The organism is Streptococcus marimammalium DSM 18627 (assembly GCF_000380045.1).
GTDB lineage: Bacteria > Bacillota > Bacilli > Lactobacillales > Streptococcaceae > Streptococcus > Streptococcus marimammalium.
Genome location: NZ_KB904351.1, coordinates 1 through 24559, shown reverse-complemented (window position 1 = coordinate 24559; position 24559 = coordinate 1). Strand labels below are relative to the sequence as shown.

The 24559-nt window shown below is 32.3% G+C and carries 24 protein-coding genes, 1 tRNA gene and 2 rRNA genes; 3 read left to right on the top strand and 24 right to left on the bottom strand.

Annotated elements, in window-relative coordinates; translation table 11 throughout:
* Positions 1 to 14: 14 nt before the first annotated feature.
* Positions 15 to 752, bottom strand: a complete 738-nt coding sequence (locus A3I1_RS0103450) for a TrmH family RNA methyltransferase (protein ID WP_018369915.1) — start codon at positions 750 to 752, stop codon at positions 15 to 17.
* A 31-nt stretch (positions 753 to 783) separates the two neighbouring features.
* On the opposite strand from A3I1_RS0103450, the gene A3I1_RS0103445 reads away from it, so the two are divergent.
* Both A3I1_RS0103445 and yidC read left to right on the top strand, forming a co-directional pair.
* On the top strand, positions 784 to 1065 hold the full coding sequence (locus tag A3I1_RS0103445; RefSeq protein ID WP_018369914.1) for an acylphosphatase: 282 nt from the start codon (positions 784 to 786) through the stop codon (positions 1063 to 1065).
* Positions 1066 to 1156: 91 nt separating this feature from the next.
* Positions 1157 to 2089, top strand: coding sequence for a membrane protein insertase YidC (gene yidC, locus A3I1_RS0103440; protein WP_018369913.1), 933 nt, complete (start codon positions 1157 to 1159; stop codon positions 2087 to 2089).
* A 44-nt stretch (positions 2090 to 2133) separates the two neighbouring features.
* Here the strand turns inward: yidC and greA are convergent, their stop codons facing one another.
* From greA to fabM, 19 genes are all read right to left on the bottom strand, one after another.
* Entirely contained in the window at positions 2134 to 2619 is a 486-nt protein-coding gene (gene greA, locus A3I1_RS0103435) for a transcription elongation factor GreA (RefSeq protein WP_018369912.1), read from the bottom strand.
* A 69-nt stretch (positions 2620 to 2688) separates the two neighbouring features.
* The gene (mltG, locus tag A3I1_RS0103430) at positions 2689 to 4353 is read right to left on the bottom strand and encodes an endolytic transglycosylase MltG (RefSeq protein ID WP_018369911.1); all 1665 of its coding nucleotides are present in this window, start codon (positions 4351 to 4353) and stop codon (positions 2689 to 2691) included.
* A gap of 102 nt (positions 4354 to 4455) precedes the next feature.
* Entirely contained in the window at positions 4456 to 4941 is a 486-nt protein-coding gene (locus A3I1_RS0103425; protein ID WP_018369910.1) for a GNAT family N-acetyltransferase, read from the bottom strand.
* A 48-nt stretch (positions 4942 to 4989) separates the two neighbouring features.
* Complete coding sequence (gene murC, locus A3I1_RS0103420) at positions 4990 to 6321, bottom strand: UDP-N-acetylmuramate--L-alanine ligase (RefSeq protein WP_018369909.1); 1332 nt, start codon at positions 6319 to 6321, stop codon at positions 4990 to 4992.
* A gap of 10 nt (positions 6322 to 6331) precedes the next feature.
* Positions 6332 to 6925: a divisome accessory protein ZapJ gene (locus A3I1_RS0103415; RefSeq protein ID WP_018369908.1), complete on the bottom strand. Its 594-nt coding sequence runs from the start codon at positions 6923 to 6925 to the stop codon at positions 6332 to 6334.
* A gap of 85 nt (positions 6926 to 7010) precedes the next feature.
* Positions 7011 to 10097 (bottom strand): pilus expression-regulating Snf2 family helicase, encoded by a 3087-nt coding sequence (locus A3I1_RS0103410; protein WP_018369907.1) that lies wholly within the window; start codon positions 10095 to 10097, stop codon positions 7011 to 7013.
* Positions 10098 to 10189: 92 nt separating this feature from the next.
* Positions 10190 to 10960, bottom strand: coding sequence for an acetyl-CoA carboxylase carboxyl transferase subunit alpha (locus A3I1_RS0103405; RefSeq protein WP_018369906.1), 771 nt, complete (start codon positions 10958 to 10960; stop codon positions 10190 to 10192).
* Positions 10957 to 11823 carry an acetyl-CoA carboxylase, carboxyltransferase subunit beta gene (accD, locus tag A3I1_RS0103400; protein WP_018369905.1) on the bottom strand — a complete coding sequence of 289 codons (867 nt, stop codon included), beginning with the start codon at positions 11821 to 11823 and terminating at the stop codon, positions 10957 to 10959. The genes A3I1_RS0103405 and accD overlap by 4 nt, the downstream gene beginning before the upstream one ends.
* Before the next feature lie 8 nt (positions 11824 to 11831).
* Positions 11832 to 13202, bottom strand: a complete 1371-nt coding sequence (accC, locus tag A3I1_RS0103395) for an acetyl-CoA carboxylase biotin carboxylase subunit (protein WP_018369904.1) — start codon at positions 13200 to 13202, stop codon at positions 11832 to 11834.
* 30 nt (positions 13203 to 13232) lie between these two features.
* Complete coding sequence (fabZ, locus tag A3I1_RS0103390; RefSeq protein WP_018369903.1) at positions 13233 to 13655, bottom strand: 3-hydroxyacyl-ACP dehydratase FabZ; 423 nt, start codon at positions 13653 to 13655, stop codon at positions 13233 to 13235.
* Positions 13652 to 14101: an acetyl-CoA carboxylase biotin carboxyl carrier protein gene (locus A3I1_RS0103385; RefSeq protein WP_419756766.1), complete on the bottom strand. Its 450-nt coding sequence runs from the start codon at positions 14099 to 14101 to the stop codon at positions 13652 to 13654. Before A3I1_RS0103385 ends, fabZ begins: the two co-directional genes overlap by 4 nt.
* A gap of 30 nt (positions 14102 to 14131) precedes the next feature.
* Positions 14132 to 15364 (bottom strand): beta-ketoacyl-ACP synthase II, encoded by a 1233-nt coding sequence (gene fabF, locus A3I1_RS0103380; protein WP_018369901.1) that lies wholly within the window; start codon positions 15362 to 15364, stop codon positions 14132 to 14134.
* A 17-nt stretch (positions 15365 to 15381) separates the two neighbouring features.
* Positions 15382 to 16116, bottom strand: coding sequence for a 3-oxoacyl-[acyl-carrier-protein] reductase (gene fabG, locus A3I1_RS0103375; RefSeq protein ID WP_018369900.1), 735 nt, complete (start codon positions 16114 to 16116; stop codon positions 15382 to 15384).
* A gap of 13 nt (positions 16117 to 16129) precedes the next feature.
* Complete coding sequence (gene fabD, locus A3I1_RS0103370; protein ID WP_018369899.1) at positions 16130 to 17050, bottom strand: ACP S-malonyltransferase; 921 nt, start codon at positions 17048 to 17050, stop codon at positions 16130 to 16132.
* A 1-nt stretch (position 17051) separates the two neighbouring features.
* Positions 17052 to 18023 carry an enoyl-[acyl-carrier-protein] reductase FabK gene (fabK, locus tag A3I1_RS0103365; protein ID WP_018369898.1) on the bottom strand — a complete coding sequence of 324 codons (972 nt, stop codon included), beginning with the start codon at positions 18021 to 18023 and terminating at the stop codon, positions 17052 to 17054.
* Positions 18024 to 18121: 98 nt separating this feature from the next.
* Positions 18122 to 18346, bottom strand: a complete 225-nt coding sequence (locus A3I1_RS0103360; RefSeq protein WP_018369897.1) for an acyl carrier protein — start codon at positions 18344 to 18346, stop codon at positions 18122 to 18124.
* A gap of 65 nt (positions 18347 to 18411) precedes the next feature.
* The gene (locus A3I1_RS0103355) at positions 18412 to 19386 is read right to left on the bottom strand and encodes a beta-ketoacyl-ACP synthase III (protein ID WP_018369896.1); all 975 of its coding nucleotides are present in this window, start codon (positions 19384 to 19386) and stop codon (positions 18412 to 18414) included.
* A complete protein-coding gene (gene fabT / locus A3I1_RS0103350; protein ID WP_018369895.1) occupies positions 19386 to 19820 on the bottom strand; it encodes a fatty acid biosynthesis transcriptional regulator FabT in 435 nt (144 codons plus the stop codon). Before fabT ends, A3I1_RS0103355 begins: the two co-directional genes overlap by 1 nt.
* A gap of 80 nt (positions 19821 to 19900) precedes the next feature.
* The gene (gene fabM, locus A3I1_RS0103345; protein WP_018369894.1) at positions 19901 to 20692 is read right to left on the bottom strand and encodes a trans-2-decenoyl-ACP isomerase; all 792 of its coding nucleotides are present in this window, start codon (positions 20690 to 20692) and stop codon (positions 19901 to 19903) included.
* A 192-nt stretch (positions 20693 to 20884) separates the two neighbouring features.
* Here fabM and A3I1_RS0103340 point away from each other — a divergent pair, with 192 nt between their 5' ends.
* Entirely contained in the window at positions 20885 to 22240 is a 1356-nt protein-coding gene (locus A3I1_RS0103340) for an aspartate kinase (RefSeq protein ID WP_018369893.1), read from the top strand.
* Between the two features lie 33 nt (positions 22241 to 22273).
* On the opposite strand, the gene A3I1_RS0103335 is transcribed toward A3I1_RS0103340, so the two are convergent.
* From A3I1_RS0103335 to A3I1_RS0103320, 4 genes are all read right to left on the bottom strand, one after another.
* Positions 22274 to 22846, bottom strand: coding sequence for a sigma-70 RNA polymerase sigma factor region 4 domain-containing protein (locus A3I1_RS0103335; RefSeq protein WP_233275093.1), 573 nt, complete (start codon positions 22844 to 22846; stop codon positions 22274 to 22276).
* A 1352-nt stretch (positions 22847 to 24198) separates the two neighbouring features.
* A tRNA-Asn gene (locus tag A3I1_RS0103330) sits at positions 24199 to 24272 on the bottom strand.
* A gap of 5 nt (positions 24273 to 24277) precedes the next feature.
* Positions 24278 to 24393, bottom strand: a 5S ribosomal RNA gene (rrf, locus tag A3I1_RS0103325).
* A 67-nt stretch (positions 24394 to 24460) separates the two neighbouring features.
* A 23S ribosomal RNA gene (locus A3I1_RS0103320) occupies positions 24461 to 24559 on the bottom strand; the annotation flags it as partial.

The following is a 24559-nucleotide window of genomic DNA, read 5'->3' as shown; positions in this document are numbered from 1 at the left end:
TATAACACAATCTTTTAAATGAGATGAAAAATAATGATTCCGGCTGCCACTGAAACATTTAGACTCTCTGCTTGGCCTGGCATTGTAATATGAACAACTGTATCTGCTTGTTTAACGGCCAAATCAGAAATTCCTTGTCCTTCATTGCCCATAATTAAAGCAAAAAAATCATACTTGGTTAAATTCTTGTAGTTTATAGACTCTTTTCTTAAGGAAGTAGCAATAAGCGGAATTTGATTCTCTTTCATTTGTAGCAAAATTGCAGTCATTTCTAAACGATATATTGGAAGATGGAAATGACTCCCTTGCATTGACCTTAAAGTTTTATCGTTATAAATATCGGCTGTTTTCATTGAAATAAAAACACCATCAAAATTGGCAGCATCAGCTGTTCTAATCATTGTGCCAACATTTCCAGGATCTTGTACATCCTCTAAAATAAGATAACGACCTTGTTTTTTTATTGGAGGATTAACAGACATTTTTATTTCTGCAATGACCCCTTGAGGCGTTTTTGACAAGGTTAATTCTTTTAAAACAGCTTCAGAAACGACTGTTATTGGGGCAACCTGTGGAACTCTTTTTTTTTGTGAGTCAATGACAAAAATGTTTAAAATAGTAGCCTTGTATTTGATGGCTTCTTCTAATAAATGCCAACCTTCTATCAGGTAACTTTCCTTACGGTATTTTTTTTGTAATAATTTCTTTGTTTTTTTAATGAGATTATTTGTTTTTGAGGTTATAATAGTCATATAGCTATTATACCAAAAAGGAGACATTTTGATGAAAAAAGTTCGTCTATTAGTTTCAGGAAGAGTTCAAGGAGTTGGATTTCGTTATTCCATAGCTCGCTTAGCTTCACAAATTGGAGATATTAATGGGAGAGTTTGGAATAATAAGGATGGCACTGTTGAAATACTAGCCCAATCAAAAAATCATAAAAAACTAGATGACTTTATTATTGCAGTTAGAAAAACACCTTTTCGATTTGCAAAAGTCTCTTATGTAAATGTCAGCTCAGATAATTCTGAGGAATTTCAAAACTTTCAAATCATTAAATCATAATAAATTTCAAAATCATCCTTGAGAACTATTGAATTATTCTTTAAAAAAAAGTAAAATAGGAAGGTATAACTAAATTTAAAGGACAATAACTGTGAACAAAAATATTAAACGTTTCTTATTTTCAGGATTAATTTTATCAATCCTTCTCTTTCTATCTGGCTGTGTACAACAAAAAAATGGTGTGCCTACTGGTGAAGGATGGGTATATAAATTGCTTGTTGAACCTATGGGTGAAGTGATCAAGTATTTTGCCAACGATATGGGCTTAGGTTTTGGTTTGGCTATTATTATTGCAACCATCATTGTACGTCTTGCCATTATCTTGCCTTTAGGACTTTACCAAAGTTGGAATGCAACATACCAATCCGAGAAACGTGCCTATCTTCAACCCATTTTAGGTCCAATCCAAGAACGTATGCAAAATGCTTCTAGCCAAGAAGAAAAAATGGCGGCGCAAACTGAATTTATGGCTGCTCAAAAAGAAAATGGTGTAAGTATGCTTGGAGGAATTGGATGTTTACCTATCATTATCCAAATGCCATTCTTTTCAGCCTTATTCTATGCAGCAAGATTTACTGAAGGTGTTTCTGAATCTCATTTTCTCTGGTTTAAATTATCAGAATCAAACATGATTCTAACTGCTATCATTGCTGGTCTTTATTTCTTCCAATCTTGGTTATCAATGCGTGCAGTACCAGAAGAACAACAAAAACAAATGAAAACGATGATGTATTCAACACCAATCATGATGATTTTCTTTACAATTTCTCAGCCATCAGGTGTTGCTCTTTATTGGTTAGTTGGAGGTATCTTTAGTATCATTCAACAGTTGATTGTGATGACTGTTTTAAAACCTAAATTACGTGAAAAAGTTGCTGAAGAGTTTAGAAATAATCCTCCTAAAGCACCTAAAACAACTCCTCAAACACGTAAAGATATCACTCCTAAAAAAGAAGATGCAATCATTTCTCCAATTATAAAATCTAAAAAGACAAATCGAAATCTAGGAAAACAAAAGCGTTAATAATTAAAGCCTCAACTGCTTAGCAGTTGAGGCTTTTTATCATGTTATTCTTTTGATTTTTCAACACTAATAATTTCAACATCGTACTTCCCTGCTGGTGAAACAATAGTTGCTATGTCACCAACTTTTTTTCCAATTAATGCTTGGGCAATAGGGCTTTCGTTTGAAATTTTTCCTGCAAATAAGTCCGCTCCAGCCGATCCAACAATAACATATTTATCTTCTTCGTTAGTACCGACTTCTCTAATAACAACTGTTCTTCCGATAGCCACTTCATTTTTTGCAACAGCATCACTATCAATAATTTCTGAAAATCGAAGTTTTGTTTCAAGTGTTGAAATTTGGCCTTCAACAAAAGCTTGTTCATCTTTTGCTGCATCATATTCACTATTTTCTGAAAGATCACCGTAAGATCTTGCAATTTTAATACGCTCAACAATCTCTGGGCGACGGACTAATTTTAACTCTTCTAATTCTTTTTCAAGTTGAGCTTTTTCCATCAATGTCATTGGGTAAGTTTTGTCTGTCATATTTTTCCTTTTTCATCTATTATTTTTTAAAGATAAACATGATGTGAATTCACACCATGTTTTTATATTCTATTGTAGTTGACTGTTAACATATTTTTCGACATTTGAAGAATGATCTTCAAATGTTGTCGCATAATAAACTTGGCCAGTCGTTACATCAGCAACAAAATATAAATACTCTGTTTGAGCTGGCATTAGTGTTGCCTTAATTGCTGATAGACTTGGACTGTCAACTGGTCCAGGTGTTAAACCTGTTTCTTTATAAATGTTATATGGTGAATCAATCTCTGTATTTATTTGAGCATCTTCAGAAAGAGTTGTTTTCTCACCTAATTTATCCATCGCGTAAAGAATAGCAATATTACTCTGGAGTGGCATACCAATATTCCAGCGATTATAGAAAACGCTGGCAATATTCTTACGATCATCATCAGTTGAACCCTCTTTTTCAACAAGAGAAGCCAAACTTAATAATTGATTAACAGTTAAGTTTTTTGCAGCAATGGTATCATAATAAGGACTTAAGTTGCTATCCATTGTTGCAATCATCTCCTCAACAATATTTTCTACAGTGGTATCCTCACTATAGTTGTAAGTTGCCGGGAAAAGATAACCCTCTAAACGATACTTAACAGAATTAGCTTCTGGTAAATCTTCTAATAGTTTAGGATATCTTTCTTTCATTTTAGCGATGAAAGTTTCATCTGTAACAACTTTCATAAAGTCATCAGAGCTAAATGGTGATTTTTGCTTTTTATTTTCAGAGTCTGAATTAATAGTAATAGCCTCAGAAATTTGCTTAATAGTATAGCCTTCAAGTACTAAAATTTTTCCTAAAACTGGATTAACCGGAGCTGCTGTTCCTCCAACTTGTAGAGCCTTAGCAATATCATCTAGGGACATCTTTTTTTGAAAGTTATAGTAGCCACTTTGGAAATTTCCATAATTTCTAAATTTCGTATAATAATTGAAAATCGTACCATTTTTAATAACCCCTGATTTTTCCAAAATTTGTCCAATCAATTTATTTCCAGAACCTTCAGGGATTTCAACTTGAATAAATTCTGTGGAATTTCGGTCTAATGGTTCAATAGCACTCATTACATAACGATAACCAAAAAAAGTGGTTGCTAACAATAAAACTAAGACCAGCGTTCCTAACATTAAGGAAATACGAACGGCAATTTTATTAGTTTTTTTCCTATTTCTTCGACTCAATGCCTCATCCTCTTTTGTAGTTTGATTACTGATTGATAATTTTTGAGAATCAAAGTCTATAGAAGTCTCGCCTTTTGATGAAGACATTTCTTCATCTACTAACTGATTTTTTATATCTTCAGTTGATAAAATAATAGTATCTGAATGGTCTTTACTATCATGTACAATCGTTTCATCAGTCGAATCAGATAATTTATCAGGCATATTACTTTCAGAATTCAATTGATTTCTACATTCAATGGCAACCTCAGTCACCTCTAATTCATTGTCAATTAGATTAGAATCATTTTGACTTTCATCGTCATTTGTTACCTTATAATTTCTAGGTAGAGATGAGTTTAAATTCGTTTTCAAAGAATTTTTATGAATGTTTAAATTATTTGATTCATTTAGAAGGTCTAGCTCATCAGTTACTAGTTTTTCTTTAGCTTCTTCTAATTCCCTTAATATTTTTTCTTTAAAAGATTCAGGTTTAGGTGTCTTTTGGCTCTCATCATCATTAAAGATATCTGTCAAAGTTAAGCCTCCTCACATTTATCAAACGCCATTATAACTTAAAAAGTAAATAAAAGCAATCATCTTATGAAAATGTTATAAATTCTTAATAAATTTAAGTTTTTAAGAATTTTCCCAAAACATTTTGTGCCATTTTTCACCACCTAATTGTGATTGCGAAATGCCTTCAATTCTAAAACCATTCATCTCATAGTAAGGAATCAATTCTTCTTTACAAGTGAGTAAAATACCATCTCGCTGATTTTTAACGACGATATCTTTAAAAGAGGCTAATAGAAGGGTGCCAATTCCTTGTTTTTGGTAGTTTTTTACAATAGAAAGACTGGTTATCGCTTGAATACCACCAGATATTGGATTAGAAGAAACTGCTTGAAATAAATCATCTGATAGGTCCATACTATCAATCACTGGACCTTCAATATAGCCTGCAAGTTGCCCATCAATTTCAGCAATTAAAAAGCTATCTGCTATTAATTGAATTCTCTCTCTTATGGCTTCTTTAGAAGTAGCTATTCCTTCACCAAAATTGTCCATTTCAATTTGAGAGATAGCATCTAAGTCTGTTATTTCAACTTTTCTAATAAACATTTTTAGTCCTCTTAAAAAAATTTTTACTTTCGTAAAAACTTCACTTTGTTACTGATTTGTGTGAGTTAGAGAAGATAATAATTGCTCAAAAGAATATTCATATAGTTGAATGTCACCGGCTCCCATAAAAACAAAAACAGCGTTCTCATGATCTAGAAGCGGTGAAACATTTTCTACTGAAATAATTTTTGCACTTTTTTCAATTTTATCTGCTAAATCTTCAATCTTAACTTCACCGTTGTCAGTTTCTCTAGCAGAACCATATATTTTTGCTAGATAAACACTATCAGCTTCATTTAGTGACTCAGCAAACTCATCTAATAAGGCAATGGTTCTTGTAAAAGTATGTGGTTGGAAAACAGCTACAATCTCTTTTGTAGGGTATTTTTGTCTAGCAGCATCAATCGTTGCACGAATTTCAGTTGGATGATGGGCAAAATCATCAATTATTACAACACCATCAATTATTTTTTCTGTAAAGCGTCTTTTAACACCAGTAAAAGTTTGAAGATGTTGCTTAATTTGTTTGATTTCAAAACCAGCAATATATAAATTTGCAATTACAGCAGTAGCATTTAAAATATTATGTAAGCCAAATGCTGGTAAATAAAAATCACCTAGTTCCTTTTCATGATATCTCACTTTGAAATGAGAGCCTTTAGTTTCGCGAATTAAATCATAAGCAATAAAGTCATTATTTTTTTCAAATCCATAATAATAAATCGGAGCATTTGCAGTGATTTTTTTTAGATATATATCTTCACCATAAAGAAAGAGTCCTTTTTTAACTTGCTTAGCATAATCATTAAATGCATTAAAGACATCATCAATACTAGTAAAATAATCAGGGTGATCAAAATCAATATTAGTGATAATAGTGTACTCTGGATGATATGGCATAAAATGACGCTCATACTCATCTGACTCAAACACAAAATACTGACTATCTTTTAATCCTCTACCAGTTCCATCACCAATTAAATAACTAGTATCCGTAATATTTTTAAGTACATGAGATAACAATCCTGTTGTTGACGTTTTACCATGAGCTCCAGCAACACCTAAGCTAGTAAACTGATTCATTAAATCGCCAAGAAATTCATGATAACGTTTAAAAGAGTAGCCTTCTTTAATAGCTTTTGCTATCTCAACATTATTATTTTCATGAAAGGCATTACCAGCAATAATTTCAATATCATCAGTTATATTTTTTTCATCAAAAGGAAAGATTGTAATTTCAGCTTGTTCCAAATCTCGTTGAGTAAAATAATATTTCTCAACATCACTCCCTTGAACTTTTTTACCCATTTGGTGAAGCATTAATGCTAATGCACTCATCCCAGACCCTTTTATACCAATAAAATGATATGTCTTAGACATGTTTTCTCCTCTAGTTAATATCTTGAAATCGCGTCAAATTAAGCTCTTGAGCAATTTTCTTTTCTTTGTTTTGTGCCATTTCTTTTTTATTATAAATTTGACTTTTTTTTAAAAAATCATAGTTATTTTTTTGATGTTTATTAATAGCCAAATCTTGTGTATCAGGATAGCTTGTAGCTATATCAGCTAGTATATAATCTTCTTGTTGTAATTTACTTGCAATTCTACGAAGATCATTAGTAAATTTTGGGGAAGAAGCTAACACTTTTTTCGGAAAAATTGATCGTGGTGAATAAGCCAGATCTTTAGAAAGATAAGCCTGACGTTTCTTTTTAATATCTTGTCTTGCTTCTTCTCTTGCAATAGAGGCATAAGATTTCTCAGTATTATGCAACTCTGCAGGATTTGGGACAGTCTTATGAATATTAGATGCTTTAGCAACAAAGGGATAATCACTTGCAGTGTTATCAAAATTCTTATCCACATAATGACCATTGATATTGGTGATTAAATCTTCGTTATCATATAGTTTCATTAGTTTTGGTGCTTCAATAATTATTTCATCATCTGCAACCAAAGGGAAAATTCTATTTTTCTTATCCATAGCCCCAATCCTTTCCGTAATATTCCCATTATAAACTAAAACGGTTTATTTTTCAAAATTTTATCGATTTTCCTAATTTTATCTTTTAATCATCAATACCTAATATTTCTTTGATATCTTCTACACTCATGCTAGAACGAGTTTCATTTCCATCCAATACTGTGGTAATCAAATGTTTTTTATTATCTTGTAATTCTAAAATCTTTTCTTCAATCGTTCCTTTAGTAATAAGACGATAAACCTCAACCTTTTCTTTTTGCCCAATACGATGTGCTCGACTAATGGCTTGCATTTCTACCGCAGGATTCCACCATAAATCAATCAAAATAACTGTATCAGCACCTGTTAAATTCAACCCAACACCTCCTGCTTTCAGCGAAATCAAAAAAACATCTTTGCTTCCTCTATTAAAAGCTCTTGTCATTTCTTGTCTTTCAAAAGCCGGTGTTGAACCAGTTATTTTATAACTACTCAAGTCAAGAGCTGTCAACTCTTTTTCAATAATGTCAAGCATTCCTCTAAATTGTGAAAATATCAAAGTTCTATGCCCATTTTCTCTAATTTGACATAATAGTTCTCTTAAGCTGATAATTTTTCCACTACTTCCATTATAATCCATAAATAACTGAGGAGTATTACAGATTTGACGTAGTCTAGTAATTCCTGATAAAATCTCAATTTTCCGACGATTGATATCTCGGTCATCTGCACCTTTTAGATGATTTTTCATGCTTTCTAACTGTGCTAAATAGATTGCTTTTTGGCTATCTACTAATTCATTAGAATATGTCATCTCGATTAAATCAGGCAGTTCAGGTAAAACATCTTCTTTCTTCCGACGCATGATAAAGGGTTTAATATGTCTTGAAACCTCATCAGGTGTCAATTTCAAAAAATCTTTTTTAGGGGGTAATAACCCTGGGAGTACAATCTGAAAGATAGACCAAATTTCTAATAATTTATTTTCAATCGGTGTGCCAGATAAGGCAAAACAATTGCCAACATTAAAATATCTTAATTTTTGAGCAATTTTAGTCTGTGAATTTTTAATCATTTGTGCTTCATCTAAAATAAGATAGTCATAATAATTTTTTTGATATTCTTCAAAATCTTGTCTAAAAGAATGATAGCTTGTGATTAAAATTTGATGATTTTCGTTAATAATATCACTTCTATATGGTTTCAATCCGTAAGCAACACCAACATCCATTTCAGGAGTAAATTTTTCAAACTCATCTTTCCAATTATAAATCAAACCTGAAGGAGATAATATTAAAACTTTTGAATTATCTCGAAGCCGATTTTTTAAAAATGCAATAGTTTGAATTGTCTTTCCAAGTCCCATATCATCAGCTAAAATACCACCAAAACCATAAGAATCTAACATACTCATCCATTTGACACCGGTTTTTTGATAGGAACGAAGGCTTACTTTAGTTTTTGGCAATTTAATTTCAAATTGTTCAGGAAATCTAAGATTTTTAGTAAGGGTTTCAAAAGCCTTTGAAAAATTAACTCTATGGCTATTTTTAAAGAGATCTGATAGGTGAAAAGCTGTCATTTTACTTAACTGAAAATGCCCATTCACTCCTTCTTTAGCCCGTAATTGTTTTAAGACTTGACTCACTTTTTTTGTTTCTTCATCAAATAAAATCAACTTTCCAGACTGACTGATAATATAATCATTTTTATTTATTAGAGCTTCTAAAGCTTTTTTGACATCTCTTTTAGCAATAGTTGAAAAATCAAAAGAAATATCTAACAAATTTCCTTGTGTATTAATTGTTAAAATTGGATTTTCTATTTGTCTTAATTCTGATAATTTTTTAGATAAATGAACTCTTCCAATTTCTTTAAATCGTTTTAAAGTTCCTTCAAAAAAATTATAGAGATCTTCTTTTTCTAAAGGAATTCTTTTAGAAGAAAAACCAACAGAAAATTTTTCTGCTTTTAATAGTTTAATCACTTTTTCCTCTTTTTTAAAATGACTCGTAAAAGGAAGATTGTTCAACTCTTCTTGACTACTAATTTTTAGATGACCATAATCAAAAGTCATTGTTAATAAAATTTCTTTTTGCATTGAAAGATCAAAATAAAAATCAATTTTAAAATCTTGAATCGCAAAATTTTTGGGGGCATCTACCATTCCAATTTCATTAAAATCTAATAAACTAGTAGCTAATTTGGCCTGCTCTGAAATATCAAAGAAGACATGTTTACTCAAATCACTTTCAATTGGTAAATTTTTGATAGCTAAAAAGAGTTTTCTTTGTTTAAAATTAAGATGATAGAAAATACCTTGATAAAAAATATAATGATTATCAAAAAATGTTAGAATATTTTTTTCAACAATTATTAATTCAATAAAGCGACGATGCACAATAACCTTAAATTGAAATAATTGATCTTTCGAGGATAATTCTCTAAAAACAAGAGTTTGATATTTTTGATGTTCTATTTCAAAAGTAAAAGAATCAAGCTTTGTCAATAAAGATACACCCTCTTCAAAAAAACCACTAGTAAAATTCAAATGTCTTCCATGATTTGGCAAAAGATAGGATAGGTCTATACGATCTCTATACGGAATTAGACGCCATAAAAATTGAATTAATTCTTGACTACTGTCATCAAACTGAGATAAAGATAAAGGCTCATAAAAATTTTTACCAATTTGAAAGAAACTTTCTTTTCTAATTGTTGTTAAAAAGGCTTTAATATCTCGAATCACATAACTTTTTTCACTAGGAAGACGATTAATCTTAAGTGTCCACCAAAAATCCGATGAATATGGGCTTTTAATTCCTTCAGTAAAAAGACGATATTTCAGCTCGTTATCTTCTTCAATTGATAAATTATCTAAAAATAAACTACCAAGTGACCTTGCCATCTGTGATGTTGTATCTTCTTCTATAAAAATGTGTTCTGATAATTCTTTACCTTTTTTATCAGTTTTCAAAAAATATTCAATAGCAGCAAGATGCTGACAATAGTTTTTTTGAGTAAATAATTCACAAGAACAGTGAATATTAGATTCTTCATAAGAAAAAATAATATTGGCATCGGTTATTTTAGCTGTAATCGTTTTTTCTGAGTTTTCTAAAATATGAATAACCCCTTGCTCATATAACATAATGCCTTCACTTCTTATTCGACTTGGTATCAATCGTCCCATAATTATCCACCTTTTTACCTTATCCTTTCATTTTACCATACCTCAACCATTTTTTCTTGAGTAAAAAAGAAAAAACCTCATTAAATGAGATTTTAATACTTTCTAAATCGTTGATAACGATCTTCAATCAACTCTAAACTATCTTTTTGTCTTAAATCTTTTAAAGTTTCTATTAAAGATTTTTTCATCATGGCTATAATTTCACTTGAAAAATATCCATGTTCAGGAATAATTTTATCAATAACAGCCATTTTTAAAAGTTCTCCAGCGCTAATTTTCATCAACTCAGCAGCTTCAATTGATCTAGTACCATCTTTCCAAAGGATAGATGCAAAACCTTCTGGGCTAAGAACAGCATAAAAAGTATTTTCTAGCATCCAAACTTGATCAGCAACTGCAAGAGCAAGAGCCCCACCTGAACCACCCTCACCAATGATAATAGCAATGATAGGAACTTTTAAATCACTCATTTCATAAAGATTACGAGAGATTGCTTCTCCTTGGCCTCTTTCTTCAGCACCAATTCCAGGATAAGCACCCGAAGTATTAATAAATGTGATAATGGGACGTTTAAACTTTTCAGCTTGTTTCATCAACCTTAAGGCCTTACGATATCCTTCAGGGTGAGGTTGTCCAAAATTACGATTTATATTATCTTGCAAATTTTTCCCTTTTTGAATACCAATAACGGTAACAGAGGAATCATTTAATCTAGCAATACCACCAATTACTGATTTGTCATCAGCAAAATGACGATCTCCATGTAGCTCAATAAAATCTTCGAAAATGAGGTTGATATAATCTAATGTTGTTATTCTTGCTTGATCTCTAGCTTCTTTTAAAATTCTTTTAATATCACTCATGTTTTTCCTCCATGAAACATGACCAATTTTGCAATCACCTCACGAAGTTTTGTCCGTTTAACAATAGAGTCAATAAAACCATGTTCTAATAAAAACTCAGCTTTTTGAAAATCATCAGGTAAGGTTTCTCTTACTGTTGACTCAATCACACGTCTCCCAGCAAATCCAACTAAAGCTTGAGGTTCTGCAATAATAATATCCCCTTGCATGGCAAAACTAGCCGTAACACCACCAGTAGTCGGGTCAGTTAAAACAGTTAGATAGAATAAACCTGCATTTGAGTGACGTTTTACCGCTCCAGAGACCTTGGCCATTTGCATAAGACTCATGATACCTTCTTGCATTCTTGCTCCACCTGAAGCTGTAAAAATAATCACCGGTAGTTTCTCTTTTGTAGCATATTCAAAAAGTCTTGTGACTTTTTCACCTACAATAGTCCCCATGCTAGCCATAATAAAATGCGAGTCCATGATTGCAAGAGCAACCTTTTGTGATTTGATTTTTGCTGTACCTGTTAAAACAGCTTCATCCAATCCTGTTGCATTCCTTACTTGTTCTAATTTTTCCTTATAGTGTGGAAACTTAAGTGGATCTTTGGTTTCAAGACCCGTAAACATTTCCTCAAAACTAGCTTCATCAGTAATTAAATGAAGACGTTCTTTAGCAGAAATACGAAAATTATAAGAACAGCGCGGGCAGATCTTTGCAATCCCTAAATCCTTTTGATAAATCATATGTTTACATGACGGACATTTGGCAAAAAGGTCATCTGGTACTTCTGGCATCTCACGTTTATTTACCTTTTTTAATGAACGATTAGGATTTATTCTAATATATTTATCTTTTCTCTCAAATAATGCCACAAAAAATTCTATTCCTTATCTTTTTTATAGTTTGGTAAAAAATTTTCCATCAAAAATGAAGTATCATAATCACCAGTGATTACACTAGGGTCGGAAATTAAATCAAACTGAAAATCACTATTGGTTTTAATACCATCAACTTCAAATTCATATAAGGCTCTTTGCATTTTCATTAAAGCATCAAAGCGATTCTCACCATGCACAATAATTTTAGCAATCATACTATCATAGTAAGGAGGGATAGTGTAGCCACTATAAACCGCACTATCAACACGTAAACCAACACCACCTGATGGAAGATGAATATCAATTATCTTTCCAGGACTTGGTGCAAAATTAAATTCAGGGTTTTCAGCGTTGATACGGCATTCAATTGCATGACCTTTAATCATAATATCTTCTTGTTGATAAGCTAAAGCTTGTTTAGCTGCTATACGAATTTGTTCCTTTACTATATCAATACCAGTCACAAATTCTGTTACAGGATGCTCCACCTGAATTCTTGTATTCATTTCCATGAAATAAAATTCTCCTATTTGAGAATCAAACAAAAATTCAATTGTTCCAGCACCTTCATAACCAACAGATTTAGCAGCTCTAACGGCTGCATCCCCCATCTTTTGTCTAAGAGCTTCCCCAATAACTATTGAGGGACTTTCTTCCAAAACTTTTTGATTATAACGTTGTAGAGAACAGTCTCTTTCTCCTAAGTGGATTATATTACCAAAAGAATCTGCCAAAATTTGAATTTCAATATGGTGAGCAGGATAAACAACTTTTTCCATGTACATGGTTCCATCTCCAAAAGCTGCTAAGGCTTCTTTTGAAGCAGACTCAAAAGCGGACGCTAATTCTTCTTTTGTTTCAACTTTACGAATACCTTTTCCACCACCGCCAGCCGATGCTTTTAACATAACTGGATAACCAATTCGCTCTGCTTCTTTTAAAGCATCTTTGACTGAAAATATTTCTCCTTTAGAACCCGGAATGACAGGAACACCTGCTTTTATCATTTCTTTTCTCGCATTGATTTTATCGCCCATTTTATTCATCACTATGGCTGAAGGACCAATAAATGTAATATTCATTTCTTCACACATGGTTACAAATTTAGGATTTTCACTTAAAAAACCAAAGCCTGGATGAATAGCTTCTGCACCAGTAACAATTGCTGCAGATAAGACTGAATTCATATTTAGATAAGATTCGGTAGACTTTGCAGGCCCTATACAAATAGACTCATCAGCTAGTAGGGTATGAAGTGCTGTTTTATCAGCTTCTGAATAGACTGCAACAGTAGTTATACCAAGCTCTCTAGCAGCACGAATAATTCTTACAGCAATCTCACCTCTATTAGCAATTAATATCTTATGAAACATCTTTTTGCCTTCTCCTACATCTTTTTATACCTATTTTCCCATTGCAAACGTTAAAACACCACTTGCTGCCAATTGACCATCGACTTCTGCTTTTGCTTCAACAACAGCAATTGGTCCTCTTTTTTTGATAAAATTAACAGTCATAACAAGCTGATCACCTGGAACAACTTGTTTTTTAAATTTCACCTTATCCATACCGGCAAAAAAAACCAATTTCCCTTGATTTTCTTTTTTTGACAATTCCAAAACGCCTGCCGTTTGAGCAAGAGCTTCCATAATTAAAACTCCAGGCATCACAGGATATCCAGGGAAGTGTCCATTGAAAAAAGGTTCATTAATGGTCACATTTTTTATCGCAACAATGCTATCTCCGGTGTGAGAAATAACACGATCAATAAGCAACATTGGATAACGGTGAGGTAAAGCTTCTTTTATTTTTAAAATATCAATCATTTGATACTTACCAATCCTTTGCCAAATTCTACAACTTCTTCATTTGATACTAAAATATCAGTTATAATACCATCTTTAGGGGCTAAAATTTCATTCATCACTTTCATTGCTTCGATGATAAGAAGGATTTGACCTTTTTTGACAGAATCACCAACGCTAACAAATGGATCTTGTGAAGGACTTGGAGAAAGATAAACAACACCAACAAGAGGACTCTCAATGAGATCTCCTGTCTCTTGTTTTGCCGCTTCCTCAGATTGCCCCACATCTAAATTAGAACCATCCAAAAGGGCATTATGACAATCACTAACAGAGTTCTCTAATACATTATCTGACTGTGAAACTATCTTTTCTTCCACTTTTTTGTCATTTTTACTAAAAACTAATTCATTGTCATTAGTTTTATAAGAAAATTCTCGTAAACTTGATTGATCAAATTGAGTCATTAACTCTTTGATTTCTGAAATGTTCACTGTTTAATCCTCCCAACGTTTAAAAGCAAGAACGGCATTATGACCACCAAACCCAAAGGTGTTTGATAGCGCGTAATTAACATCAGCATCCTTTCCTTCTCCGTATATAACATTTGCTTCAATATCTTCTGATAATTCTGCTGTTCCTGCTGTTTTATGGATAAAGCCATGACGAATGGTTTGAATAGTAGCTATCGCTTCAACACCACCTGCGGCTCCTAAGAGATGACCTGTAAATGATTTTGTACTTGATACAGGCACATCTTTTCCAAGAACAGAAACAATTGCTTGGCTTTCACCTTTTTCATTTGCTAGTGTTGATGTGCCGTGTGCATTAACATAATCAACCTGTTCAGGTGTGATTCCTGCTTCTTTTATAGCAAGAATCATTGCCTTAGCCGCACCAGAACCGTCTGGTGTTGGACTTGTCATATGATAAGCATCACAAGTATTACCATAACCAACCACTTCGGCTAAAATAGTTGCTCCTCTTTTTTGAGCGTGTTCGAGACTTTCTAAAATCAAAATACCAGAGCCCTCACCCATGACAAAACCATTTCTATCTTTATCAAATGGAATACTTGAACGTGTTGGGTCCTTAGTAGTTGAAAGAGCTGTTAAACTTGCAAATCCTGCAATGCCAATTTTAGTGATTGAGCACTCAGAACCACCTGCAACAACAATATCCTGATGTCCATATTTGATTTCTCTAAAAGCCTCACCAATAGCATCATTAGCAGACGCACATGCAGTTGTAATGGACTTACAAACCCCTCTTGCACCGATTCTCAAAGCAATATTTCCTGCACCCATATTGGAGAGTGTTTTTGGAATAAACATCGGTTGAACACGTTTTGGGCCACGTTCATGGAGTCTAATAATTTGATTTTCCATCTCTTGAAGGCCACCAATACCACTTGACACAATGACACCCAATCTGTCCTTGTCAACATCATCTAAAGAAAGATTGGCATTATTGATAGCTTCTAAAGTAGCATAAATAGCATACATAGAATACATATCCATACGGTTTTTATCTTTTTTTACAAAGTATTTATCAAATGGAAAGTTTTTGATTTCACCTGCATTATAAACTGTAAAATCTTGTGTGTCAAATCTTGTAATTGGACCAATTCCAATTTTTCCTTCAACTAGATTATCCCAAAATTCTTCTAGTGTATTGCCAATTGGGGATGTCACTCCCATACCTGTGATTACAACGCGATTTTCTTTCATTTTAATATTCCTATCTTTTAATACATAGTCATTCCACCATCAATTGCAATGACTTGTCCAGTTAAATAATTTTGTTGTGCTAAAAAACTAACAACTTCAGCAACTTCTTTGGTTTTACCAATTCTCTTCATTGGAATTTGTGTAAGAATTGTTTCTTTCATTTTTTCAGGAATAGCATCTGTCATGTCTGATTCAATAAAACCAGGGGCTACCGCATTAACTGTAATACCACGAGCTGCTACCTCACGGGCTACTGATTTTGTTAAACCAATCACACCTGCTTTTGATGCAGCATAATTGGCTTGTCCAATATTTCCAGTCAAGCCGACAACACTTGATATGTTGATGATAGCACCTTCTCTTAATTTTGTCATCGGTTTTAAGACTGATTGTGTCATGTTAAAACTACCTGTTAGATTAATAGAAAGGACTTTCTCAAAATCATCCTGAGTCATTTTTAACATGAGCTTATCATTAGTAATACCAGCATTGTTAACCAATATATTAATAGGACCTAATTTTTCGCTTGCTTCAGCAACCATTCGTTGACAGTCTTCAAATTTTGACACATCACCAAAAATAGCAATAGCTTTTCCTGGGTATTTTTCAAATTGTTGTAAGATTTCTTGAGGAATTTCTTTACGACCATTTAAAACAACATTTGCACCTAAACTTGCAAATTGATGGGCTATAGCTAATCCAATACCTCTACTTGAACCTGTAATAAAAACTGTTTTATTTGTTAATTCCATTTATTATCCTTTCTTATTGACCCAGAAGTGTTTTAAAATCAGTTAAATCATTAACAGAAAAAACATTAGCAGACTTATCTATTTTCTTAATAAAACCACTCAAAATTTTTCCTGGACCAATTTCAATAAACTCTGTGGCACCTAATAATTTCAGTGTTTCAATTGATTCATAAAATCTGACAGGTTCTTTGACTTGACGAGCCAATAAAGATTTTATTTCATTTTGCAGCATCACTTTTGCAGTTGTATTACTAATCAATGGTATTTTAAACTCAGAAAATGAAACATTTTCTAGAGTTTCAGCTAACTGTTGACTAGCTTTTTCTAATAAGGACGTATGAAAAGGACCAGAAACATTCAGTGGAATGAGGCGCTTTGTTCCAGCTTCTTTTAAAAGCTCCACTGCTTCATTAACGGCATCAATTTCACCACCTATAACAACCTGATTAGGAGTGTTATAATTAGCAGGAGTAACAATACCTTTTTTGCTGGCTTTCTGACAAATAGCTTCAATCACTGCAGGATCTGTATTCATCACAGCAACCATTTTCCCAGTTCCTTTAGGTGCTGCTTTTGCCATAAAATCACCTCTTTTAGCAATCAAATGAACAGCATCCTCAAAAGATAAACTCCCACTTGCCACTAAAGCAGAATATTCTCCAAGAGATAGACCAAGAACAAGGTCTGGTACTATATTTCTTTCTTGTAATACCCTATAAATGGCAAGAGATGTGACTAAAATAGCAGGTTGAGTGTATTGAGTTTGATTTAATTTATCATTATCATCATCAATTAATTTTCTAAGATCATAGCCTAATATTTTACTAGCTGTTTCAAAGGTATCTTGAACAATTGAGAAATGATCATAGAAATCTCTTCCCATTCCTAGTTTTTGTTCCCCTTGTCCTGTGAATAAAAAAGCAGTTTTACCCATATTACTCCTCTACTAAATTTTCAATACGTTTTACTTCTTTTCTCATTGTTTTTAAAGCACCAAAATAAATATCTTCTAAAATTTCCTGACATGTTTCTTCTTTACGAATTAAACCTGAAATTTGTCCCGCCATAACAGAACCATTGTCAACATCACCATCAACAACAGCAAACCTTAAAGCACCAGCTCCCATTTTGTCAAAAATGGTTAAATCTGGATTTTCTTCTTTAAAGGCATCTTTTTCAGCTTGATCAAATTTTCTGGTTAATTTATTTTTAATACCTCGAACAGCATGACCAAAATGTTGAGCTGAAATAACTGTATCTATATCTTTAGCATTTAGAATTTTATCTTTGTAATTTTGATGTGCATTAGATTCTTTTGCTACCACAAAACGTGTCCCTATTTGAATAGCCTCTGCGCCAAGCATAAAGGCTGCCGCCATTCCTCGACCATCAGCGATGCCACCAGCAGCAATAACAGGAATCTTAACAGCATCAGTCACTTGCCTTACTAAGGTCATTGTGGTTAATTTACCAATATGACCTCCAGATTCCATACCTTCTGCGATAACAGCATCAACACCAAGTTTTTCCATCCTTTTAGCCAAAGCAACACTTGGAACAACAGGAATAACAACAATCCCAGCTTTATGAAGCCGCTCCATATATTTACCTGGGTTTCCCGCCCCTGTGGTAACCACTTTAACACCTTCTTCTATGACAAGATCAACGATATCATCGACAAAAGGAGAAAGAAGCATGATATTAACACCAAATGGTTTAGTCGTTATTGATTTAACTTTATGGATATTTGCTTTAACAACTTCTTTAGGGGCATTCCCACCACCAATGATACCCAAACCACCAGCTTTAGAAACAGCTCCGGCCAAATCTCCATCTGCAACCCAAGCCATACCACCTTGAAATATAGGATATTTTATCCCTAACAGTTCTGTAATTCTTGTTTTCATCAATTTTAACTTTCTATTCTTAACAATATAATAGTTTGATTATCAAAATATTATGATAAGAAGAAAGAATATTCTTGTTAGAATATTCTCAAATGCACTTATTTTGTTTTTCCTTCAACATAAGCCACTAAATCACCTACAGTGTTTAGCCCTTCTTCAGTTTCAATTTGAATATCAAAAGCATCTTCAATTTCTGATATTACTTGGAAAATATCTAATGAATCTGCATCAAGCTCATCAAAAGTTGTTTCTAACCTTACTTCTTCTACTTCTTTCCCAAGTTCTTCAACGATAATTTCTTGTATCTTTTCAAATACTGTCATCTTTTTTCTCCTTTAATTTTTAAAAATTTTTATTAATCACATGAAACAACATATAATTTAACTAATTAGATTTTAACAATAAGACTTCCCCATGTCAAACCACCACCAAAACCTACTAATAAAATTGTTTTGGTTCCATCAAGTGAAATAAGTCCCTTATCAACTGTTTCTGATAGTAAAATAGGAATACTAGCCGCACTAGTGTTACCATATTCCATCATATTTTCAAGAAATTTCTCTCTTGTAATACCGATTTTTTTCGCCATTTTATCTAAAATGCGACGATTAGCTTGATGAAATAAAAGATAATCTATTTCTTCAATAGCAATAGGTGAGTTTTCAATTAATTGAATCACATCTTTTGAAATATCTTTTACAGCAAAATCATAAATCATTCTACCTTCCATTTTAAGATACTTCTCATTTTCTGATGATATTGAAAATGGTGAGTTTAAGCCAAGGTTACCAGAAGTAAGAGATTGGCTTCTGCTTCCATCAGAATGGAGAGATTCTGCGATAAAATGTTCACAATCTGCTTGTTCTATCAAAACACCTCCTGCTCCATCACCAAATAAAACTGCTGTTGTCCTATCTGTCCAATCAAGAATTTTAGAAATGGTTTCTGCACCAATAATAATACCTTTTTTGTAGACTCCAGACCTTATCAATTTATCCGCAATCCCTAAGCCAAATACAAAACCACTACATGCAGCTGTCAAATCAAAAACAAAAGCATTTTTGGCTCCGATATGAGCTTGAACTTTTGCTGCAGTTGATGGCATCGTACTGTCTGGTGTAATAGTAGCAACAATAATAAAATCAATTTCTAAAGAATTTAGTTGAGATTTTTCAATTAATTGTTCAGCCACACGATTGGCTAAATCACTAGTTAATTCATCTTGACTAATATGCCGGTTTTTAATTCCAGTCCTTGAGAAAATCCATTCATCACTAGTGTCTAAAATAAGAGATAAATCATTATTTGAAATAGTTTGTTTGGGAACATAATGAGCCACTTGACTAATTTTTGAATAAAACATTAGATTAACTCCTCAAGAAATTTGTGTAAACTTCCTAAGCCTCTAGTCAAAACTTCAACATCTTGTGAATCCATTCCTGCTACAATGTGATTTACCATTGACTTGTGAAACTTTTGATGAAGCCTATCTAAAAGTCTTCCTTTTTTAGTTAAAGTCAAATAAACAACTCTTCTATCTATCTTTGATCGTGTTCTTATAATATAACCTTTTGCTTCTAGTTTGTTAAGACTTGTTGTAACAGTTCCCAAAGTTAGCAACAATTCTCTAGCAATATCACTAGGTGTCACACGATCACTTTTTCCAATAATTTCAATGGTGTGCATTTCTTTTAAAGACACATCACTAAATTGACTAGACTTCAAACTTGTTTCTTCAATAATCAAAACTTTATTGAAAATATCAACAAGATATTTATTGATTTTATGATAATCCAATCAAGACCTCCTACAAATAAACTTTGATAGTCGAATTATATCAAACGTCAAACTAATTTGCAAGATAAATCATTAAATTTCTATTTACCAGTAAATATTGGTCTTCTTCTTTCACCGTAAGCTAAAACACCTTCTTTAAAATCTTCCCTAAATGCAAGAGATTTTTGTAGAGATAATTCTAAATTGGCATAGTCATTCCAATCTGAAAAATAGCTTTTCCAAAGTAGAGACTTCATTGCAGCATAAGAATTGAATGATCCTCGTTTTAAGCGTTTGAGCAAGAGATTTAATACTTTGTCTAATTCGTCTTCAGTACACTTTTTATATACGAAGCCATAATTTTCAGCTTTTTCGGCAGAAACTGATTCACCCGTCATAACAAGATGTAACGCACGATTAATTCCTAGAGACCTCACTAATAAGTAAAGACCACCAGCATCAGGTGCTAAACCAACATTAACGAATGCTTGAATAAATTTTGTTTTAGTAGTAGCAATGCAAAAATCAACCGCTAATGCAATATTAAAAGCAGCTCCAGCAACAGGTCCATTAGCACATAAAATAACTGGTTTTGGTAATTTTTTAATTGCAAATGAAATATTTTGAACTAATTCAGCAATTTTAACCAAAGATCTAATGTCATCTTCTGAAACAGCTCTCTTCATTTCCTCTAAATCTCCACCAACAGAAAATATTTTACCCTTTGCTTTAATAACTAAAATTTTAATCGAGTTTTCTTGCTTTATCGTCTCAATAGCATCTAGTATTTCTTCGCACATTAAAACATTAAAACCATTGGAAACTTCAGGTCTATTAAAAATTAATTGAGCAACCTCATCCTTTCTTTCAAGAATGATTGTTTGATAAGACATAAAAACCTCTACTTTCATTATAGTTTGATGATTTTATTATTTAATAGTCAAACTATTTGATTATGAAACTATCATACCACAATTCGTTAATAAAAATCAAGAAATTTTATTAAAAAAGAAAATAAAGAGATAAATGACATTTTAACTCAATTCTGTTATAATTTAATATAAACTCAAAGGAATGGTTATTAAATGAAAGTTGTAAAATTTGGAGGTAGTTCATTATCTGATGCTTCTCAACTAAAAAAAGTATTAGATATTGTTAAATCCGACCTCAAAAGACGGATTATTATTGTTTCTGCTCCTGGCAAAAGAAATAAAAATGATACTAAAGTTACTGATGCTTTAATTAAATATTTTAAAAATTATATTAACCATAAAGACGTATCAAAAGATCAAAAATGGATTATCAATCGTTACAAAGATATTATTGATGAGCTAAATTTACCCTCTACACTCCTTGATGACATCAAGCAATCAATTAAAAAATTGGTAACTCTACCAATTGAACATAATGATTATCTCTATGATTGTTTTCTATCTGAAGGAGAAAACTCTAATGCCAAAATTATTGCTGAATTTTTTAAACAAAATAATCTTGATGCAAACTATCTTCATCCTAAAGAAGCTGGTTTAATTGTTTCCAGTGAACCTAGTAATGCAAGAATTTTACCCTCAAGTTACGACAAGATTGAAGAGTTAACATCAAGAGAAGAGATTTTAGTTATTCCAGGATTTTTTGGAGTTACAAAAGACAACCAAATTTGTACCTTCTCAAGAGGTGGATCTGATATTACAGGTGCAATTATTGCGGCTGGTATTAAAGCTGAAAGCTATGAAAATTTCACAGATGTTGATGGTATTTTTGCTGCTCATCCTGGAATTATTGATAATCCTGAACCAATATTAGAGTTGACTTACCGTGAAATGCGTGAATTAGCCTATGCAGGATTTAGCGTTTTACATGATGAAGCGTTAATCCCAGCTTACAGAGGTAAAATACCACTTGTTATCAAGAATACAAATAATCCAAGTCACCCAGGGACAAGAATTGTTTTGGAAAAACAAAATAATACCAATTCCGTAGTTGGTATTTCAGGAGACAAAGGTTTTGTAAGCATCAATATTTCTAAATATTTGATGAATAGAGAAGTTGGATTTGGAAAAAAATTATTACAAATTTTAGAGGATTTAAATATTTCATGGGAACACATGCCAACTGGAATTGATGACCTCTCAATAGTATTAAGAGAAAAAGAGTTAACACCCATCAAGGAACAAGAAATTGTAGCAAGATTGACTAGAGAATTGGAAGTTGACACTATTACAATTGAACACCATCTTTCAATTATTATGATTGTCGGAGAGAATATGAAAAATCATATTGGTGTCACAGCAAAAGCAACACAAGCACTATCAAATCAAAACATTAACTTATCAATGATTTCTCAAGGATCCAGTGAGGTATCTGTTTTATTTGTCATTAAAACTCAACAAGAAAAAGAAGCGATAAAGGCACTTTATCAAACCTTTTTCGCACAACGATAAAAACCGTATAATTATACGGTTTTTATTGTTAAATCAGAAAAAATCTTTCCCAATTTTCTTTAATTTTCTTATAAAAGCAGCTCTACCTTTAAATCTCTCTCCTACCAACAAAGAATCAAACATAATCAGCTCTTCACTACTTAGTAATTGAGATAATTGTGTTACAGAATCTTTAAATACAATAAAATCATCCACTAGTATTTCAGAAGAAGATAAATAGTGTTCAATATCACTAATTTCTTCATAATTAGGTTTATTAAATTGTCTCTTTTGACTTTCTTGACGTCTAATTTCATCATTAATATAATTAGAAAATTTAGTTTTAAAAAAACAAAATAATTTTAATTTATCTAAAGAAAGTTCAGGATTCTTTTTTAATAGTTCATAAAGACTAATCATAGCTTCTTGCTCCCAATCATCATTATCCCATATATGCAAATGATATTTTCTTCTCAATTTTAAAACAATTGGACGAACAAGCTCATATATATTTTCAAATCTCATTTCAAAACTCCATTTCTTCATTGTTATTTCATTATAACTAGTAATAAATAAAAAGAACATGACATATATGTCATGTAAAAATTTCCAAATTACTTTAAACATAATAAATTATCTATCAGATTAATCTTGTTTCTTCTATCTTGATTGAATTATTTAAAGTAATATTTTGCTTTTGCTAAAAATATAGAGTGTGAATTTTATTATTTTTTACATAGATTTAGATAATTGAAATTTTCCACAATTGTCAAGTTAAGTGCAACTATCCTTCAACCGACTTAGTTAGTAATTTTTAAACTGTTCCAGCTAGTTAAAACTGTTTTTTTGCAGGTTGATGGTTATATATTCATCTAAGTCTATCATTGATAGCTTGGGTGTAGATAGCAAGTTTTCTTTGTTCACGTCAACTAGTGATAGACTTTTAGGAATAAGCTCTCTCAGCGAGTCATTGAAGTTCTCGTTTGTCCCACGCTCATAAAACAAATAAGCGTGTGCAAAATAAACATCTATCCTTCTAATTCACTTAGTAAAGTAAATTCAATCCAATTATTAGCTGTGATTAACTTGATGGGATAACTTTTCAGATAGTCTAAAAAAACTTAATTCCATATCCACTTTTTCAGTAAATTTAATAGTGAGTACGTCTCTTTTCTGACGCTCAACTAAAATGATAATGGTAGATTCACAAGCGGTTTTCAATCAAAGTACTGAATCAAATTCAAGTTTCTAAAAGTCGAACGATCATTTATTGAATGAAGTCTTTAATTAATGGAAATTCTAAGTTGTTTTAAGGTTGATGGACGTCTCCTAGTTTTATTGCCAATGCGAATAACTTTGGCTAAATCAATTGGCTTAATAGCCATTAGTACCTTATGACTCTAAATATAGAGTATCTTATACTTGGAAAATAACTTCACGATGTTCAAATTTATAAAAATGACCAAAAGTATCAACAATATGAACTATTGGTTTTGCTGACATCGCTACTGAAAACTGTCAGAAAGTGCTTTGATATTCAGCCATTCAGTTAATAAATACCTTTTTTTGGTTTATCATAACTGTTTTGTGCTGTGTCAGTGAAGAATAGTTCGTAGTAACTTTCTTGTCTTTAACCAGTTTCACTTGACTAACAATCACACGTTTCATATCACGCAAAGTGGTTGAGCAATGCCTCCCCAAACCTCGAGAAATTTACACTAATTTCAAACCATCAAACAAGTCAATTTTAATTTTTCCACTTTCTACTTCAGAAAAGGAGCGATGAGAGTTTTTTAATAGAATAGTTGATGGACATGTTTATCTTTCCTTTATACAGTGTTTTGCGATTTTAGTTTGTCAGGTGAACATGTCTTTTTATTGCTCTTCATTTTACAAAAGGGATAATTAAAAATGTTTTTAGTGATACCATTAAACAATAAATTAAACAATAAAAAAACTAGCCTAAGCTAGTTTAAAAACTCCGGCAGTAGGACTCGAACCTACGACATCATGATTAACAGTCATGCGCTACTACCAACTGAGCTATGCCGGATATTAGCTAAGCAACTACCCTATCTCACAGGGGGAAACCCCCAACTACTTCAGGCGTTCTAGGACTTAACTACTGTGTTCGGCATGGGTACAGGTGTATCTCCTAGGCTATCGTCACTTAACTATCGAATGATTAATCATTCAAAATTGAATATCTATCACAAGAGTAAACTTGACGCTATTACTTCTTTGGATAAGTCCTCGAGCAATTAGTATTAGTCCGCTTAACATGTCACCACGCTTACACTCCTAACCTATCAACCTGATCTTCTCTCAGGGCTCTTACTG

Excerpts from the sequence above, each read along its gene's own strand:
- A3I1_RS0103450 (WP_018369915.1), bottom strand. The coding sequence starts at position 752 with ATGACTATTATAACCTCAAAAACAAATAATCTCATTAAAAAAACAAAG.
- A3I1_RS0103445 (WP_018369914.1), top strand. The coding sequence starts at position 784 with ATGAAAAAAGTTCGTCTATTAGTTTCAGGAAGAGTTCAAGGAGTTGGA.
- greA (WP_018369912.1), bottom strand. The coding sequence starts at position 2,619 with ATGACAGACAAAACTTACCCAATGACATTGATGGAAAAAGCTCAACTT.
- A3I1_RS0103425 (WP_018369910.1), bottom strand. The coding sequence starts at position 4,941 with ATGTTTATTAGAAAAGTTGAAATAACAGACTTAGATGCTATCTCTCAA.
- murC (WP_018369909.1), bottom strand. The coding sequence starts at position 6,321 with ATGTCTAAGACATATCATTTTATTGGTATAAAAGGGTCTGGGATGAGT.
- A3I1_RS0103415 (WP_018369908.1), bottom strand. The coding sequence starts at position 6,925 with ATGGATAAGAAAAATAGAATTTTCCCTTTGGTTGCAGATGATGAAATA.
- A3I1_RS0103410 (WP_018369907.1), bottom strand. The coding sequence starts at position 10,097 with ATGGGACGATTGATACCAAGTCGAATAAGAAGTGAAGGCATTATGTTA.
- A3I1_RS0103405 (WP_018369906.1), bottom strand. The coding sequence starts at position 10,960 with ATGAGTGATATTAAAAGAATTTTAAAAGAAGCTAGAGATCAAGCAAGA.
- accC (WP_018369904.1), bottom strand. The coding sequence starts at position 13,202 with ATGTTTCATAAGATATTAATTGCTAATAGAGGTGAGATTGCTGTAAGA.
- fabZ (WP_018369903.1), bottom strand. The coding sequence starts at position 13,655 with ATGATTGATATTTTAAAAATAAAAGAAGCTTTACCTCACCGTTATCCA.
- A3I1_RS0103385 (WP_419756766.1), bottom strand. The coding sequence starts at position 14,101 with ATGACTCAATTTGATCAATCAAGTTTACGAGAATTTTCTTATAAAACT.
- fabF (WP_018369901.1), bottom strand. The coding sequence starts at position 15,364 with ATGAAAGAAAATCGCGTTGTAATCACAGGTATGGGAGTGACATCCCCA.
- fabG (WP_018369900.1), bottom strand. The coding sequence starts at position 16,116 with ATGGAATTAACAAATAAAACAGTTTTTATTACAGGTTCAAGTAGAGGT.
- fabD (WP_018369899.1), bottom strand. The coding sequence starts at position 17,050 with ATGGGTAAAACTGCTTTTTTATTCACAGGACAAGGGGAACAAAAACTA.
- fabK (WP_018369898.1), bottom strand. The coding sequence starts at position 18,023 with ATGAAAACAAGAATTACAGAACTGTTAGGGATAAAATATCCTATATTT.
- A3I1_RS0103360 (WP_018369897.1), bottom strand. The coding sequence starts at position 18,346 with ATGACAGTATTTGAAAAGATACAAGAAATTATCGTTGAAGAACTTGGG.
- A3I1_RS0103355 (WP_018369896.1), bottom strand. The coding sequence starts at position 19,386 with ATGTTTTATTCAAAAATTAGTCAAGTGGCTCATTATGTTCCCAAACAA.
- fabM (WP_018369894.1), bottom strand. The coding sequence starts at position 20,692 with ATGTCTTATCAAACAATCATTCTTGAAAGAAAGGATGAGGTTGCTCAA.
- A3I1_RS0103340 (WP_018369893.1), top strand. The coding sequence starts at position 20,885 with ATGAAAGTTGTAAAATTTGGAGGTAGTTCATTATCTGATGCTTCTCAA.
- A3I1_RS0103335 (WP_233275093.1), bottom strand. The coding sequence starts at position 22,846 with ATGTTTAAAGTAATTTGGAAATTTTTACATGACATATATGTCATGTTC.